This is a genomic window from Nostoc sp. DSM 114159 (assembly GCF_053470285.1).
This window is the reverse complement of record NZ_JBPFEH010000001.1, coordinates 6,318,668-6,334,665: the sequence shown is the minus strand read 5'-3', so window position 1 is coordinate 6,334,665 and position 15,998 is coordinate 6,318,668. Positions and strand designations below refer to the sequence as shown.

Below are 15,998 nucleotides of genomic sequence, written 5' to 3'. Positions count from 1 at the left end.
AAAAGTCGTTTATCTACCCTTTTACAAATCCAATGACACTTGATAATAACCAAGGACTTAACTATAAAAATTCCCAATCTACGGGACAGCCGGGGTTCTCTTTGGCAGTGAACTCGACCAATCCCTTTAATAACTCTGGGCTGAATTTCGGGCAAAATCACGATAATAAAAAAATTTCTCCGGAAAATAGCCGAATTGGTGAGATTGTTCCTGGTCGGGTCGCCAACATTAAAGTGATTGGTGTCGGTGGTGGTGGTGGCAATGCTGTTAACCGCATGATCGAGTCTGATGTCTCTGGCGTAGAGTTTTGGTCAATTAATACTGATGCCCAAGCTCTTACCTTAGCTGGCGCTCCAAGTCGATTGCAAATTGGGCAGAAGCTAACGAGGGGTTTAGGAGCAGGTGGTAATCCTGCGATCGGTCAAAAGGCAGCTGAGGAATCACGGGACGAAATTGCTACGGCTTTAGAGGGTGCAGATTTAGTATTTATCACTGCTGGTATGGGGGGTGGTACTGGGACGGGTGCAGCACCAATCGTGGCAGAAGTGGCCAAAGAAATGGGTGCCCTCACTGTTGGTGTAGTCACACGTCCATTTGTTTTTGAGGGACGCCGCCGCACCAGTCAAGCAGAACAAGGTATTGAAGGACTAAAAAGTAGAGTAGATACACTGATCATTATCCCTAACAACAAACTGCTGGAAGTGATCCCCGAACAAACGCCTGTGCAAGAGGCTTTTCGTTATGCAGATGATGTACTGCGACAAGGGGTGCAAGGTATTTCTGATATCATCACGATCCCCGGTTTGGTAAACGTTGACTTTGCTGATGTCCGAGCAGTTATGGCAGATGCGGGATCGGCATTGATGGGAATTGGCGTTAGTTCTGGAAAATCTAGAGCCAGAGAAGCTGCGATCGCAGCTATTTCATCACCATTACTAGAGTGTTCTATTGAAGGTGCTAGAGGAGTTGTATTTAATATTACAGGTGGTACTGACCTGACTTTGCATGAAGTTAATGCAGCGGCAGAAGCAATTTATGAGGTAGTCGATCCCAACGCCAATATTATTTTTGGGGCTGTAATTGATGACAGGCTCCAAGGTGAGGTAAGAATTACTGTAATTGCCACTGGATTTACAGGTGAAGTGCAAGCTGCGGTACAACAAAGCGTAGCTAATGTTCGAGTAACACCCAATACTTCAAAGCGTCCAACAACACAGCAACCTACAGTTAATCCCCCAACCTCAGCTCCAAGTTCAACTCCAACCTCAACTCCAATTCCAGAACCAAAGGAAAAACCTGGATTAGATATCCCTGATTTTCTGAGAAACCGACGTACACCAAGGAATTAAAAGATTTGGAATTTGAGATTTTAGATTAACTTAGCAGTCTTCGGTCAGGCTGAACGCTGTATAAAATCTGCTACTTCCACCAGGGTTTTACCAAGGGCAGGGATAAGCAATCTTTTGCCATACCCAATTTTGCCAATTGGTAAAAAAACTTGTCAAGGCTACTTTATAGAATGAATTTGGGCAGGAGTTTACTGGCTTGTATGTCCAGCTATGCTTTCAGAACAAAACAATAAAAATACCTGCCCAACTATGGATGCATCACCGATAGCGCAGTGTTAGCAAATCTTCTCCCAAGGAAAAACGCCAAGGGCGAACGAGGTCACGAGCGTCACAGGCGATCGTAGACATCAATGCATCTACCCCTTGCAATCCACTAAACTCATATTCCGTACAAGTAAATATATTTACTTAAAACAAGTAGCTTAGGCAACTAGCCCACGCAAGCGCCCAAAGCAAGTCTGTTTGCTGGGGAATTCAGACATCAAACAAAAAAAAATAAATGTAAATTATTTTTAGATTTTTAATCTCTGTTCAATCCATTGAATAACCTGATGACCAAGGTGAGTACCATCTAGACGGTCAATCTCACGAATGCCGGTAGGACTAGTGACGTTAACTTCAGTTAGGTAGCCACCGATAATGTCAATACCCACAAAAATTAAGCCGTCTTGGCGTAAGCGTTCAGCTAGTTGGGTACAAATTTCATACTCTCTTGGCGTAATTTGGGTTTGAGCGACTGTACCACCAGTTGCCATATTATTGCGAAAATCAGTTCCACTAGAGAGGCGATTGAGCGCACCAATTGGTTCACCATTGAGCAAGATAATTCGCTTATCTCCTTCTTTTGCTTCTGGTAAATAGGTTTGTACCATTACTGGCACTTTACCTTGGAGGGTACTGAGTTCAACAATAGAGTTAAAATTGCGATCGCCTGATTGCAAAAACAAAATTCCTTCGCCAGCTTTGTTACCCAACGGTTTGAGAACTGCTGCCCCCTTTGCTTCCATGAATTGCCGAATAAATTGCTTATCAGCACTGACAATCGTTTCAGGAATCGCCTTGGTAAACTGGAGGGCGTACATTTTTTCATTTGCCCCTCGGATGCCACTGGGACTGTTAATCACCAGGGTTTTATTTTGGTCAATGTAATCCAGAATGTAGGTGGCATAGAGGTAAGAATCATTGACAGGTGGATCTGTCCGCATAAATACGGCGTCCATTGTCTCTAAAGAAGTTAAGAAGGAATCGCTTAACTTATACCAAAGATTCGCCGCTACCCAGCGTCCCTCTACCAACTGTACTGGTACAACTTCAACTCGCTGTAGAACAGCCAAAGCTTTGCCCTCCGCCACACTCAGCAGATTTGCTTGAGTCACCCAAACTTCGTGTCCCAGGATTTGCGCTGCTTCAATTAGGGCAACACTGGTATCATGACACGGGTCAAGTAGATGGATGGGATCAATGATAAAAGCCAGTTTCACCCTTTATACCTCAATCACCAAGAAATTAAATGGTTACTCAATTATTATCTCTTGATGCTCTCACCAATTGACGTACATATGTACTGCTGAGTAGAATCTGGAGGGTAAAGTCTTGTGGGCAGATTGGTTTTGTGAGCAAACCCGTAGACAAGGCAGCGTGTTATTTTTCTAGAATTGTAGTGACTACCGTGTAATTGCAGTGGTTTGTCGCTATCGCAATACCTTCTGAACCTATACGCTATTGCTAGAAGTTAGTAGCTCATCCAGCTTGCCTTGACTGTCTAAAGCGTGGATATCATCACAACCACCAATATGATCGTCATTGATGAAAATCTGCGGTAAAGAACGGCGTCCATTTGCTCTTTGAGCCATTTTATTTCTGGCTGCTTCATCCCCATCAATGCTGTATTCGATAAATTCAACACCCTTGTTTTTCAGCAAACTTTTAGCACGAATGCAAAACGGGCAAGTCCTCCAAGTGTAAATTTCTACTTTTGCAGCCATGATGTCCTCAACTTGATTTAATACTTTTTAATTTTAGAGCTTTGCCACTGACTGTGGCTGCTTTATTCTTTCATAACCTAATCTACAGAAGGCGCTGATGTAATTAGGCAAAAAGAAAAGTAGTAATGTTAAGTAATGTAAAAATATTGATATTAGGTTGTAGTGTACCCCTTTGGGAAAGCAAGCTATGCATAGCGTCTACAAACCTTTAATTATTTACGCAGCTTTATTTAGACTCCAAGGTTAAGCTAGCCAAATATTATGTAGATTATTTTTATTTTGCATCTGACCTAACAATCTAATAATATTTCAGTTGAAATGCTAGCAATAGCAGTAATTATATTTAGATTGTTTCTGTCGCTCAAATTTTTTCGCTACTAAGTGCTAGTTAAAAAGCAGGAATTATTGAGGTGAGTTCTAGTTTAGCGTTTCTTACCTCTAACAAAAATGGGTTTAGAAGAGCATAAGCATTTCTAAACCCATATTTAAGCTTTCTTTTACTAAAACTCAGCAGTGTGGTTTAATTTTGGGAAATATTTTTTTTGTTTTTCTTCTTGAGTCTGAAAACACCCAAGGCAAATAATCCTAATGCTGCGGTTGTGCTGGGTTCAGGTACTTTTTTCGGTTGAGGTGCAGGGGGTTGATAGTAAGGCGGTACTGATGGTACAGGTTCAGGAGCAGGAGCAGGTGCTGGCGCGGGTGCTGGTGTAGGCGCGGGTGCTGGTGCTGGCGCTGGTGCTGGAGTAGGTGCTGGTGCTGGTGCTGGAGCAGGTGCTGGAGCTGGCGCTGGAGCAGGTGCTGGCGCGGGTGCTGGCGCTGGCCCGGGTGCTGGAGCAGGTGCTGGAGCTGGCGCTGGAGCAGGTGCTGGCGCGGGTGCTGGCGCTGGCGCGGGTGCTGGCGCTGGAGCAGGTGCTGGAGCAGGTGCTGGCGCGGGTGCTGGCGCTGGAGCAGGTGCTGGCGCTGGAGCAGGTGCTGGAGCAGGTGCTGGCGCTGGAGCAGGTGCTGGAGCAGGTGCTGGCGCTGGAGCAGGTGCTGGCGCTGGAGCAGGTGCTGGAGCAGGTGCTGGCGCTGGAGCAGGTGCTGGCGCTGGCGCGGGTGCTGGAGCAGGTGCTGGCGCTGTGGCAGGTTTTATACTAGTTTCGCTTAGTGATGTACCGTACTGAAAACGGATGTTACCAATCTTAGTGATGTCAAAGTCCGAAGTTAGCCCTGATAGTAGGAAAGTAGCTGAACTTTGAACAAAAGTCCCCGAACTCACGGCTGGATTTGCATCATTAGCGTAACCACTGATGATGCCGTAATTGAATTGCTGTCCACCGCCACCTTGGAAAATGCCTAAGCCAGCTGTACCCAGACCGTAGTGTTGGTCAATGCCAGGAAGCCCTCCAGTATTACTAGTGTTTGGCAATTTCCATTCATTTAGAGCGAGAAGATCAACATTTTTTGTAGTGGTAGAGCCTGCGCTTGAGGTTACTGTCGGGGCTAGAGCCGAAACCAGCGATAAATTGTTTAGGGGAGAACCAGCATAGTCCCAGAAGACTGAGGTCAGAACATCAGAAGGATTTGAAATTCCTACAGAAGAATTGTTAGTCAGGGTCAGTGACAATAAACCATTGTCTAGATAATTAAAGAGGACTGACGCTGCCAGAGGATCATTAGATTTGTCGTAGGTATTGGTTCCTTTAGCTGAAAAACTTATAGAACCCAAACTCTTGGGTGCAGGCGCTGGCGCAGGTGCTGGTGCAGGTGCTGGCGCTGGTGCTGGTGCAGGTGCAGGTACTGGCGCTGGTGCTGGAACTGGTGCAGGTGCTGGTGCAGGTACTGGCGCTGGTGCAGGTGCTGGCGCTGGAACTGGTGCAGGTGCTGGCGCTGGTGCAGGTGCTGGTGCTGGTGCAGGTACTGGCGCTGGTGCAGGTGCTGGCGCTGGTGCAGGTGCTGGTGTATTTTTGTTGCCGTTGCCGTTACCATTACCGTTACCATTACCGTTACCGTTGCCGGCCTGTGCTTGGGGTAGTTGTGACCCTAAAGCTAAGGTGAATGATAATAGACCACAACTTATATAACCAATTACTTTTTTTGAATAAGCTTGAGACATGTAAATCAAACCTCTTTGTCTTAAACAAGATATGAAAAAGCTTCCTAATAATGATGTTTATACGAGCATCATGGACATCATTTTCTAATCTAAATTGACACACAAAAAAGAGATTTAGTACTGTGTTTTTTAAGCTTTATCAAAAATTTAATACACGAACAATAAATGGTTTATATTTAATTAAATATACTGATTAAGTATTTATACTACAAAAAAATCTATTAAAATTACGTAATAATTCTAGTTCTAATTGGGAAATTAAATCTTTATTTAAAAATAATAAATAAATTACTTAATCAATATTGATAAACTCTTTATAAGTCAATGAAAGATATTACTTAGAAAGTCGATTAGCTATGAGTTTGTAAGAAATTAGGGAAGGCGATCGCCTTCCCTAAAGTTAAATATTCATTGTGGTAGTGTACAGTGATTATACTGAATTTGCTTATCTACGCACCCAGCCATTGATAGTAAATCGACTATCTCCAAAAGCTTGAGAGGGACAACTCACAGGCAATACTTCGTGCATATAACGGCTGAGGAAGAATACAATGCTGTTATTGCGAGGTTCAACTGTTTTGAATATCTCAGCATTTACATATACGTTATTATCAATTTTGCTGTCGTAGATCAGTAACTCTCCACCAGAAAATGATTTTGGTTCTTGATAAAAGTAATAAACATATGTTAATTCTCTAGTAGCAGTATCTGGACTGCCATTATCATTATGAAGTTTATAATAGTTACCATCATTATGTGCAGTTAGTTGGCTTTCAATTTGTGATATAGAAAATAATGGTAAGTTTAACTTGCTCATAATATCAGGAATCATTGCTTGAATTCTCTTTAATATTAGTTCAGAAAATTCAGGAAATGAATAGACAACCATTGATTGGCGATAGTTAACATCGTTGGTAGAAGTATTGCTTGGCAAAAAATCAGACTCTTTTTTAAGGACGTATTTGAGTAAATTTTTGTGCTCTTCTGGTTTAAGAAAATTATCTATTTGTATATAATCAGAAGCCAAAATATAATCATTTTGCAATTCTACTTTCTCTGATTGCTGTACAAAGATTGGGGGTTCTGTAACCACACCTATAAGATGTTCGCTAGGAAAACATAAAACCGAGCGACCTTCATTGATGGGAATTTGGAATAAATTCTGTAACTCAGATTCTTGTTTGTAGGCGCGAGCCACAACTGTTGTTAAAAGGCTATGCAGTACAGTTGCATCTGATTTTAAATAAACGGTGTATTGATGTCCTCCAGTTAAAAGAAGCTGTACTTTCACATCTTTTGACTCAAATTGCTGTGAAGCTAATTGCATATACCTTTCTTTCTATAATGTTGATAAATGAGATAACTCTAAAAGTCATATTGAAAGATTAATACAGTACTTACAGCAGATTTAAAGTTGTGAGGTACACAAGCTAAATCTGTTACCCAGATATAAAGTGTGTTTTACTCCTAAATTCTAAATTCTGCTGTATAAAATTAATTAAGAACAAGTTCAATACTTAAATCTTTATATGTAATTGAATTTATTTAGTGATAAATCGATTACTGTATTAGCTACGAACCAGAAAAATACCATTAATTAATTGTTTTAGCACGTCTTTTATAATATTGTCATTCAGCAAATTCCACATAAACCGATAAAGCTTTAGTAAAGTAGAAGTATCTATTATTTTTAATAGAAAATGCCATAGTTCCTATTAACTACGGCATTTTCAACTAGAAAATTAAAAATTTATTTCAGTATTTACTGGGAATCAACAGCATATTCAATCAGCTTGGCAAGGCGCTGACGTAGGGTTTCTAATCCCAAGCGCTGACTCGCGGAAATAAATACTGCCAAGGGGAATTCTTCTCTAGCTAGAGCTAGTGTCTCACTATTGGCTTGATCGATTTTGTTAAAAATCACTAGGGCCGGGCCAGGAGTTATTGGCATTTGTGCCAAAATTTCTCTGACTGAGCGAATATGACGCAACCAAGCAGGGTGAGATAAGTCCACCAAATGTAGTAGGGCATCGGCTTCAGTGACTTCCTCTAAGGTGGCACGGAAGGCATCCATTAACGATGCAGGCAGTTCATGTATAAACCCTACTGTATCTGTAATCAGAATTTCCTGATGTTCATTGGTTTCGCCATAAGGAATCGCCAAACGGCGGGTAGTCGGATCGAGAGTGGCAAATAACTGGTCGGCTGTATAAACTTCTGCATTAGTGAGAGCATTCAGCAAAGTGGACTTGCCAGCGTTGGTATATCCAACTAAAGCAACTGAAGGAACTTCTCGATGCTGTCTTCGTTGCCGTAACCGCGAACGATGGGCTTGCAACTGAGTTACTTCTTTTTGCAGTCGGGAAATGCGCTGCCCAATAGCACGGCGTTCAGTTTCCAGTTTGGTTTCACCAGGGCCACGAGTCCCAATACCACCACCCAATCGGGACATCGTGCGACCTCTACCAGCCAATCGCGGTTGCATATATTCTAACTGTGCTAGTTCTACTTGCAACTTCCCAGCACGAGATTGAGCGCGTTGGGCAAAGATATCCAAAATTACTTCGGTGCGATCAACCACCCGAATACCAATTTGCATTTCTAAGTTGCGGACTTGGGAAGGTGAAAGGTCGCGGTCGAAGACAACGAGGTTGACTCCGAGTGTTTGGGCAGTTAGGGCAATTTCTTGCACCTTACCTTCGCCAACTACTGTCTGAGGATGAACGCGCGATCGCTTTTGTTGTATTGTCTGTAATACATCTCCCCCAGCGGTATCAACTAACCGTGCCAATTCTACTAGGGTGTCTTGAAATTGTAGCGGAGTCATCTCACTAGTCATCAGCCCCACAATCAGCACGCGATCGTGGTCAGCATCTACTTCCTGGGCGACATATTCGCGCTGGAATTCTGCTTCCAGATTTTCCACTAAGTCTACTAAATCCTGCTCTGCTAGCTCGTCCAAGTCTAGAGGTGGCGATATATTCCAACTTGGAGATTGGATTTGGCTTTCCTCTACCTTGGGAGCAGCAGGACTAGTAATCAGGGTGCGAGACTCTTGGGGTGTCAGATGAGCTAGATAAGCTTCTTTGACATACCCAGTTGCCCCGCCGCCCCGCCGTGTAAATCCGGTTCCGGTAATATTTAGGACAACTAGGGCATCTAAACGTTGTAGTGCCATAGCCGTGAGTGCCGCTTCATTGGGCGGTTCTGGCTTGAGATGGGTGGCAATACAACGAATACCACTGAGTCGTTCTGCACCGTAACGCGGCAATTCCATCGGTGGTATTTGCGTTTGACGCGGTGTGCCTACGCCGACGCGAATCACTTGTCCGCGACGGTTGATGTAGGCGCACACAGGCTGATTTACTTCTGTGCTAATTGCTGCCAGACGCTGGGAAAACTCAGGCGTGGTGATGCGATCGCCTGGTATGCGCTGGTGATACAGCCGCTGTAGTTGCTTCAGCTGGCTGGACTTCAGACCTTGGAGATTTCCAAAAATAGTTTCTATAGGCGTTTATGACCAGTGAAATGGCCCCCCGAATTCTTATAAGTCTATTTTACAACAGGGTTTAGGCTCCTATCTCTCTCTTTTGAGGGATGCGTTGTGAATTAGTTCGCGGTGAGTATTTATTTGACACTATTTTGGTGGTACTGGCTTCAGTTGCTATTGCAAGTGAGATTGTGAAAGCGATCGCCTATGAGAAAATTATATTAATTGTGCGATCGCTATATCACGCACTTATTTTTTAATCCTGCAAGTCTATATCGTCTTCTAATTCTTCAGCAGCCTCTGAGTAATTGAACATGAAGACAAATTTGTTTTTCGGTAGAATCAACGTTGGAAGATAAAGCGGTTGATTATCCCAGTAATCTTCTTTTCTACCTTGTTATAAAATGACAATAAGTGTAGGTACATTAGGATATTATTGTTTGGCCTTATTTACCCATTCAGGACTAGTAAAACCAGAAGTTCCTGTCCATGTTCGTGACCCATCTTTTGCCGATCTATTTTTTAATCTAAATCCCTTTCCTTTCGTTTCTTTTCCTTGACGAACATTGAGTCGTCCCTGCTGAATATTTGCAAAAGAATAGCCGATTTACTTTTCTCAGTTTCAACTAGATAAATGGATCAATGTATCGAAGATGCGTGAGTTATTGTAAGACGTTCTCCACGATCAATTAGCCGCAAAAATGCAGCACCATGAAGGAATTCCTGATCATTGATCATTGTCAAATCTAGGCAAAATCAAGGAAAATGTATACGTTCTGGTTAATCAGTACTAAGGTAATCGATCTTTGTTAGCGATCGCACTAAATCTGTTAAACCAATAACATAGCATTCCGCGATCGCTTCACTGCTGTTTGTAATTCTTCCGATAGCCAGCTATCAAATTGGGGATAAACTGGCGATCGCGCCACTAATTCCCACCCAGCAGGCTGTAAAATATTTCTCAATGCCTGTTCTTGAATATGGGGATAATCAGGATTCACTTCATCTTTTGGCCCAATTCCACCCAAATCTCTCGCACCAGCTTCGATACAAGCGAGTAACCAACAATCATCCTTAACTAAATTCGGTGGAATTTGAATAGTAATATCTGGCGGTAAAATTTCACGGGCTTTAGCAATTACTTCTGGTAATTGATGAGGGTTAAAAGGTGGTGCATCAAAAGTTTGCTGATTTCCTGGACTATGAGGTTGCAAGATGACTTCTTGAATATGATGGTAATGTTGGTGCAAGTTAGATATAGCTTCTAATGTTTCCCACCAATCATTAACGGTTTCCCCAATTCCCAATAGCAACCCAGTTGTAAAGGGAATCTGCAACTCTCCCGCCCATTGCAATTGTTGTAAACGGACTTCTGGTAATTTACTCGGTGCGTGCCGATGTACACTAATTAACAATGTTGGCGTTAATTGTTCCAACATCAGCCCCATCGAAACATTTACACTTTTGAGTTTTTGCATTTCCTCAAAACTTAATGGGCCTACATTTGTGTGTGGTAAAAACCCCATTGAAAGCGCTAATTCACACAAATCATAAATTCGCCTAAACCATGCCTGACGCTTTCGCGAATGGGGATGTACTTCACCACTAAGGATGAGGATTTCACAGACTTTTTTGGTTTGAAGTGGTTTTAAAATCCTGTCTGCATCTGAAATACTCATCCACGGACTTTTACCCGGCTCACTGCGAAAGTTGCAGTAACTACACCGATTAAAGCACTCGTAAGTGGGAACGATTGTATAAGCAGGGCTATAGGTGACAAGACGAGAATTATTAATTGGCATAAGCAGTATAAAGTTGCTCTTAGCAAACAGCCCCAGACCTATTTTAAGGGGTGGAGTTGCTGACTACAAACCTCCAATTATTCACGTCCACTTCCTGATTAGATAAACAAAAACTATTTTGCTTTATAAATTTCTGGTAACTGCCACCAAGAAACATGGGGATATTCGTGATGTTCTTCGTGGTAGCCAAAATGATAACACGTGATGAATGACCACCAAATTGGACGGCTAATCGTTTGGGCACAATGAGGCTGAATATAGCCTCCGATTGGTTCACTATGTGGGAGGAAAGTACCAAAATAAAATAATTGAAATGAACTTAAAAGTGAAGGAAGTACCCAAAAGGTTATGAGATTAGCATGAGGTATATGAAGGATACGATTAGCAAATTGATAGATAAGAGTCAGAGCAATAATTTGTCCCCAACTCCAGTAACCTTTCATGAAATGAAAATACCAAGCAAAGAATTTTTTGTGTATACCATTATGAAAATCTGGGTCTATGTTAGTTGTTGGATTTTGGTGGTGTAACCAATGCTTTTTTAATAATTTTTTATAAGGTAAAAGACCATAAAGAGATAGGGTTAATGTCCCAATAATATGATTAATCTTACTGTTTTGAGGAAACACTACCCCATGCATAGCATCATGAGATGTAATAAATAATCCCGTATATAAAAATGTTTGCCAAAGTACAACAGGTAGTAGCATCCAAGATTGTAACTTGGAGATATCAAGGGAAAGTAACAAACTTAGGCTAATAACCCATGCGCTAACAATGACAATAGCTATGAAAAGTCCCTTAAACTGAGATTTACTTTTTACTACTGGGGTCAATTTTGTTTGATGACTGGGTGGCTGTTCTAATTGAATCACGCTTTTACTCCGCCTAGTATTTAGTTAAAAATTACTCAAATATAGTCACAACAATAAGTTCTAACCACTATCCAGAAAACTCAATTAGTGGTCAGTGTTTTGCATTGGAGAGTATCAACACTCTAATAATGTATACAAATATTAAGATACTTTAACTAGTATTACATAATCAACTGCTATTCTAAAAACTGTTTTTAGTTTAAAGGTTGGGTGATATAAGTAATGACACTGACAGTACTAGTGTTTAAATATAAACAGTGTCTTTTCCTTGGTACTTTGGATATAATCTCAGCCTGCAACAAAGATGGTCAATAATTTAGCGGGGTTTAGGAGATGAGGTGAAGTACGTCTCGCACTACGCTATAACCATTGAGATCCCAAAGTAGGTAAGCTAGAAAACCGAGCATAGCTAAACGACCATTCCAAAGTTCAGACTGAGGAGTTCACCCAAGTTCAGCAGTACTGCGGTCTTTGCCATTATATGCAGTTTCAGTTTTATCACTAGGATAAAGCGTCATTGTTAAGTTACCTTAAGAAGCAAGTTACATTGTTTATATTAACGTGAGTTCGACGGTTAGAAAACGGCAGGAGGTAGTGCAGGTAAATCTTTTGGGTAAATATCAATCGATGGTTTTTTGGGTAAATAGGTGTAAGCAGTTAAACCAGCCATCAGATTGACCAAAAAGTTAAACACACTACGATGCCGAGAGTGTTCTATTTGACACATATTTTTGAGATGGTCATTGACTGACTCAATTACAGCCCGTTTGCGTAAAAGAATTTTATCAATCAGTTTTACCAAACGATTTTTCATTTTCTTCTTAGATTTAGTAACTAACTCTAAACCTCGTTCGTATAACTCTTCAAATAATTTTTGCGAGATATATCCTCTATCTCCAAAAAGTTTACCAATTAAGTCACGAGTCATATCTGGAACTGGTTTACGGTCATCAACATTTGCCGGAGTTAGTTTGAATGCCAGTAATTCTCCTTTATCGTTAATAATTAAATGAAGTTTAAAGCCAAAGTGCCAGCCCACAGCATTTTTACCCCATTTCACTAACCCTTTAAAAACTTTATGGGCGTGTGCCCGGCAATTGTGACAAACATCAATTGGGGTGGAATCGATAAAACTAATCCCTGTAATTTCTCCTGTCCGTGTATGCAAAAAACAACACAGCAACATTAAACTCCAGGGCAGAAGTTCCACAAATCTTGTGTAACTGACCAAATTTGGAAACGCTCCACGCCAGCTTTGTAGCACATGCAACGTGTAGAACTCCTTGAAAGTTTTATAACCACTACCATGAAATGCGATCGCGATTGTCATCACCTCTGATAAATGCATTCGGGAAGTGCTACGACGCTCTCCCTTTGTGGATGGTAACTGTGGTACTTGTTCCCACAAATTCTCCCACTGGTTACAAAAATCATCTACGTCACAGAATATTTGTACGATATCGAGGCGAGATACAATGGTAGACATAGCCGAGACCCTTATTTTTCTGAGATATTTTTAGTCTCGGCGTTTTTTTGTGCCTTTTTTGCTCATTCTCAATTAATCTTAGCGATCGCCACCACCAGGTGCTTCGCGCCATCGCAACACCTACCCAGTTTCTCATGTTTCATATCTAGCAAGCTTTTTGCCGTTTTCTATCCGTCGAACTCACGTTATATTAATTAACTTACTTATTTGGCGATATCTGTCTCTAGTTTAAAAGTAGATACAACTCTAAAGAATGAGATTTTAAGGAGTCCAGGAAATACTTATCTAACAAAAGTTTGATAATAGCTATTTATTAGCCTATAGAGTAAGGTATTTTTCCCAAATAGCTACTAGTGAAAACTTGTAATCTCACTAAAAAAGTATGTTGAATGTAAGAAAGATAACGAAAATTATAAGGGTTATAGAGCGTTATTACCCAGACTAATAAACAGTAAATAGGTTTTTTTAACTTAAAGTATAACTACTACGGTACTGATTGCAGATGCTTTTGAAGCTATTAGAAAGCAACGGCTCTTTTATTGGCACAGCAACGGCTGAAGAATCAGAATAATTAATTTTTGCTATTAGCACACTCTGCTATTGTGACTCACATTCTCGTTTGGTTACATAATGGCGATAGCGAAACATTGCTTCTAGTTGCGCTTGCACTAGCCAACCACTGATAAATTCAACTGTTCCTCCACCAGGCATAGAGAAGGAAATAGCGTCAGTTAATTTGGTTTTGCCAGCTTCCGGTTCAAATTCATGTCGATGTACCCAATATTCAAAGGGGCCAGATATCTGTTCGTCGGTAAACAAGCGATTTTTTTCACATTCAGTATGACGCGCTAACCAAGTTAATGGTAATGGGCCGAGAAACAGGCGAAATTCTGTAATAGCGCCTACATTCAGTCCACCCTCACGACGAACCACTTGTACTGGTTGCCAAGGTGGATTCAATAGTTGCAAAATATCTCGCCTTTCGTGAAATTTCCAAACTACTTCTGGTGACGCATTAATTATTGAGGAATGTTTAAAGTGCAGCATGGAAAGAAAAACCTAAAATTCAACTTTCGGATTCGGTATCAATTTCGATATCTAGGGTATCTTCATCAACCCGCACATACAAAATATTTGGGTTACAACAAACTTGACAATCTTCAACGTAAGATTGCTGTCCTCCAGCACTCAAATCAATAAAAGTTAAGTTCGGTTCGCCGCAATAGGCGCAGTAATACTCAGCTGTGTTTTGCATCAAGTTTTCAGCTATGAATTCAATGGCTGTAATTCCTTTGGAGATGGGTTGATATAACTCTTAGCATCAGCCAAATGCTTTAGTAGTGTAGACTGTGGCAGAGGCCCTTGCAAGTGGCTCCACGGTAATACTTGCTCTGTTGACCATTCGGCGTGGACGTAGAAATCTAAATCGGGGATTTGCCCTTTGAGTTGCTTGAAAGCACGTTTGTAGCTACCCAAGGAATCGCCAAAGTCACGAGTAAGTTCGAGAAGTTGGGAGAGTCTGCGATCGCCTCTCGATAATAAAGCCTGTATAATCGACCAATTATAGCTTTCTGGACGAAACTCTATCCCCTGTGGTTTAAGCTGTTTTTGCAAAAACTGCAACCGCTTTTCTGCTTGACGATTTACTCCAAACCATTGAAATGGCGTGTGTGCTTTGGGTACAAAGGTGCTGCATCCAAATGTTAATCGCAATCCCGGTGCAGCTTTTTTGATATTACGCATCATCGCCACAGTTTGTTCTAAATCTTCTGCTTCTTCACCGGGAATTCCTGCCATTCCGTAGAGTTTCAAGCTTTTTAATCCGCCAGCTTTGGCATTTATGGCTGCTTGAATAATTTCATCGTTATGCAGCTTTTTGTTGACAATTTGCCGGATTTTCTCAGAACCACTCTCTACTGCAATGGTAAGCGATCGCGTGTCTCGTTTCGCCAAAGTTTCTGCTAACTGGACTGTTACAGTATTGGTTCGCACTGAGGCAATACTGAGGCGGACATCATCATACTTTGGCTGACTGATATAATCTAGCAAAGCTTCAAACTCTGGATGTTGAGTAACAGAAGCTCCTAATAATCCTAACCGATTTGTGACTTCTAAACCTTTGGCGATCGCTGGAATTAATGAATCTTCTAGACTGGCTGTTCTAAAAGGTAACGTGAGATAACTCGCCAAACAAAAGCGGCACATTTCTGGACAACTTCTCACCACTTCCACCATGTAGATATTTTCCCATGCCGCTTTTTCGGTGACTACAGTAGAAGCCGATAGTGTATTTCCCCGATAAGTTTGCTTCTGTACCACGGCGGGAATTTCGGGAGAAATTGGTTTAATTGATTTTACTTCACCATTTCTTGTGTGATATTCCACCTCATACAAACTAGGGACATAAATTCCTGGTATTTGTGCAAGTCTTTTTAGTTGAGTTTGTCGTGAGGCATTTCTTACCTCTTTGTAAGCCTCAATAAAATTCCCTAACAGGGTTTCGCCATCCCCCAGCAAAATTACATCAAAAAAATCTGCAAAAGGTTCGGGGTTAGCCGTAAGAACAGGGCCACCACCAAAAATTATCGGATGGGAATCATCACGAGAGGTTCCTCGAATCGGAATTTCTAAAGATTCCAGCAAATTTAAAATATTCACATAGTCCAGTTCCCACGAAATAGAAAATCCCAAAATTTCCGGCCTTCTAGGGAGTTGTTCGTGAGTATCGGTAAACAGGCGACTCACCTGCACATCATCACGCATTACCAAGGTTGCCCAAACTACCTGATAGCCAAGGCTAGTGATACCTACGCTGTACTCGTTAGGAAAGGCGAAGATTATAGGGATAGCGTTGGTATCTGGGGTGGTAGGTGTAAATAAAAGGCGTTCAGAGTCAAATACAGATGATGTCACAGG

At 41.5% G+C, this 15,998-nt stretch carries 14 protein-coding genes and 3 pseudogenes; 4 read left to right on the top strand and 13 right to left on the bottom strand.

Going from position 1 to position 15,998, the window contains the following annotated elements; all coding sequences use genetic code 11:
• Positions 1–32: 32 nt before the first annotated feature.
• Positions 33–1,349 carry a cell division protein FtsZ gene (ftsZ, locus tag ACR5KR_RS26775; RefSeq protein ID WP_448268600.1) on the top strand — a complete coding sequence of 439 codons (1,317 nt, stop codon included), beginning with the start codon at positions 33–35 and terminating at the stop codon, positions 1,347–1,349.
• 512 nt (positions 1,350–1,861) lie between these two features.
• Here the strand turns inward: ftsZ and gshB are convergent.
• From gshB to ACR5KR_RS26760, 3 genes and pseudogenes are all read right to left on the bottom strand, one after another.
• Complete coding sequence (gene gshB / locus ACR5KR_RS26770) at positions 1,862–2,830, bottom strand: glutathione synthase (protein WP_448268599.1); 969 nt, start codon at positions 2,828–2,830, stop codon at positions 1,862–1,864.
• Positions 2,831–3,061: 231 nt separating this feature from the next.
• Positions 3,062–3,334 carry a glutaredoxin 3 gene (gene grxC, locus ACR5KR_RS26765; RefSeq protein ID WP_190893995.1) on the bottom strand — a complete coding sequence of 91 codons (273 nt, stop codon included), beginning with the start codon at positions 3,332–3,334 and terminating at the stop codon, positions 3,062–3,064.
• Positions 3,335–3,854: 520 nt separating this feature from the next.
• A pseudogene (locus ACR5KR_RS26760) lies at positions 3,855–3,944 on the bottom strand (PEP-CTERM sorting domain-containing protein); the annotation flags it as partial.
• A 137-nt stretch (positions 3,945–4,081) separates the two neighbouring features.
• Here ACR5KR_RS26760 and ACR5KR_RS26755 point away from each other — a divergent pair.
• Entirely contained in the window at positions 4,082–4,471 is a 390-nt protein-coding gene (locus tag ACR5KR_RS26755; RefSeq protein ID WP_448270440.1) for a hypothetical protein, read from the top strand.
• Positions 4,472–4,532: 61 nt separating this feature from the next.
• On the opposite strand, the pseudogene ACR5KR_RS26750 reads toward ACR5KR_RS26755, so the two are convergent.
• Positions 4,533–5,042 (bottom strand): annotated as a pseudogene (locus ACR5KR_RS26750) (XDD4 family exosortase-dependent surface protein); the annotation flags it as partial.
• On the opposite strand from ACR5KR_RS26750, the gene ACR5KR_RS26745 reads away from it, so the two are divergent.
• Positions 5,008–5,397: a hypothetical protein gene (locus ACR5KR_RS26745; RefSeq protein ID WP_448270438.1), complete on the top strand. Its 390-nt coding sequence runs from the start codon at positions 5,008–5,010 to the stop codon at positions 5,395–5,397. The pseudogene ACR5KR_RS26750 and the gene ACR5KR_RS26745 overlap by 35 nt on opposite strands.
• Before the next feature lie 477 nt (positions 5,398–5,874).
• On the opposite strand, the gene ACR5KR_RS26740 is transcribed toward ACR5KR_RS26745, so the two are convergent.
• Together ACR5KR_RS26740 and hflX are read right to left on the bottom strand one after the other, a co-directional pair.
• On the bottom strand, positions 5,875–6,756 hold the full coding sequence (locus tag ACR5KR_RS26740; protein ID WP_445629758.1) for a 2OG-Fe(II) oxygenase: 882 nt from the start codon (positions 6,754–6,756) through the stop codon (positions 5,875–5,877).
• 435 nt (positions 6,757–7,191) lie between these two features.
• Positions 7,192–8,937, bottom strand: coding sequence for a GTPase HflX (gene hflX, locus ACR5KR_RS26735; protein ID WP_448270347.1), 1,746 nt, complete (start codon positions 8,935–8,937; stop codon positions 7,192–7,194).
• Positions 8,938–9,026: 89 nt separating this feature from the next.
• On the opposite strand from hflX, the gene ACR5KR_RS26730 reads away from it, so the two are divergent.
• A complete protein-coding gene (locus ACR5KR_RS26730; protein WP_448268598.1) occupies positions 9,027–9,179 on the top strand; it encodes a hypothetical protein in 153 nt (50 codons plus the stop codon).
• 570 nt (positions 9,180–9,749) lie between these two features.
• Here the strand turns inward: ACR5KR_RS26730 and cofG are convergent.
• The 7 genes and pseudogenes from cofG to ACR5KR_RS26695 form a co-directional block, all read right to left on the bottom strand.
• Positions 9,750–10,721: a 7,8-didemethyl-8-hydroxy-5-deazariboflavin synthase subunit CofG gene (gene cofG, locus ACR5KR_RS26725; protein ID WP_448268597.1), complete on the bottom strand. Its 972-nt coding sequence runs from the start codon at positions 10,719–10,721 to the stop codon at positions 9,750–9,752.
• Between the two features lie 113 nt (positions 10,722–10,834).
• The gene (crtW, locus tag ACR5KR_RS26720; protein WP_448268596.1) at positions 10,835–11,596 is read right to left on the bottom strand and encodes a beta-carotene ketolase CrtW; all 762 of its coding nucleotides are present in this window, start codon (positions 11,594–11,596) and stop codon (positions 10,835–10,837) included.
• Between the two features lie 326 nt (positions 11,597–11,922).
• Positions 11,923–12,114, bottom strand: a pseudogene (locus ACR5KR_RS26715) (chlorophyll a/b-binding protein).
• A 56-nt stretch (positions 12,115–12,170) separates the two neighbouring features.
• Entirely contained in the window at positions 12,171–13,082 is a 912-nt protein-coding gene (locus ACR5KR_RS26710; protein WP_448265662.1) for an IS982 family transposase, read from the bottom strand.
• A 597-nt stretch (positions 13,083–13,679) separates the two neighbouring features.
• A complete protein-coding gene (locus ACR5KR_RS26705) occupies positions 13,680–14,129 on the bottom strand; it encodes an SRPBCC family protein (protein WP_448268595.1) in 450 nt (149 codons plus the stop codon).
• Between the two features lie 19 nt (positions 14,130–14,148).
• Positions 14,149–14,337: a CPXCG motif-containing cysteine-rich protein gene (locus tag ACR5KR_RS26700; RefSeq protein WP_012411100.1), complete on the bottom strand. Its 189-nt coding sequence runs from the start codon at positions 14,335–14,337 to the stop codon at positions 14,149–14,151.
• Positions 14,338–14,348: 11 nt separating this feature from the next.
• Complete coding sequence (locus tag ACR5KR_RS26695) at positions 14,349–15,995, bottom strand: B12-binding domain-containing radical SAM protein (RefSeq protein ID WP_448268594.1); 1,647 nt, start codon at positions 15,993–15,995, stop codon at positions 14,349–14,351.
• Between the last annotated feature and the right edge of the window lie 3 nt (positions 15,996–15,998).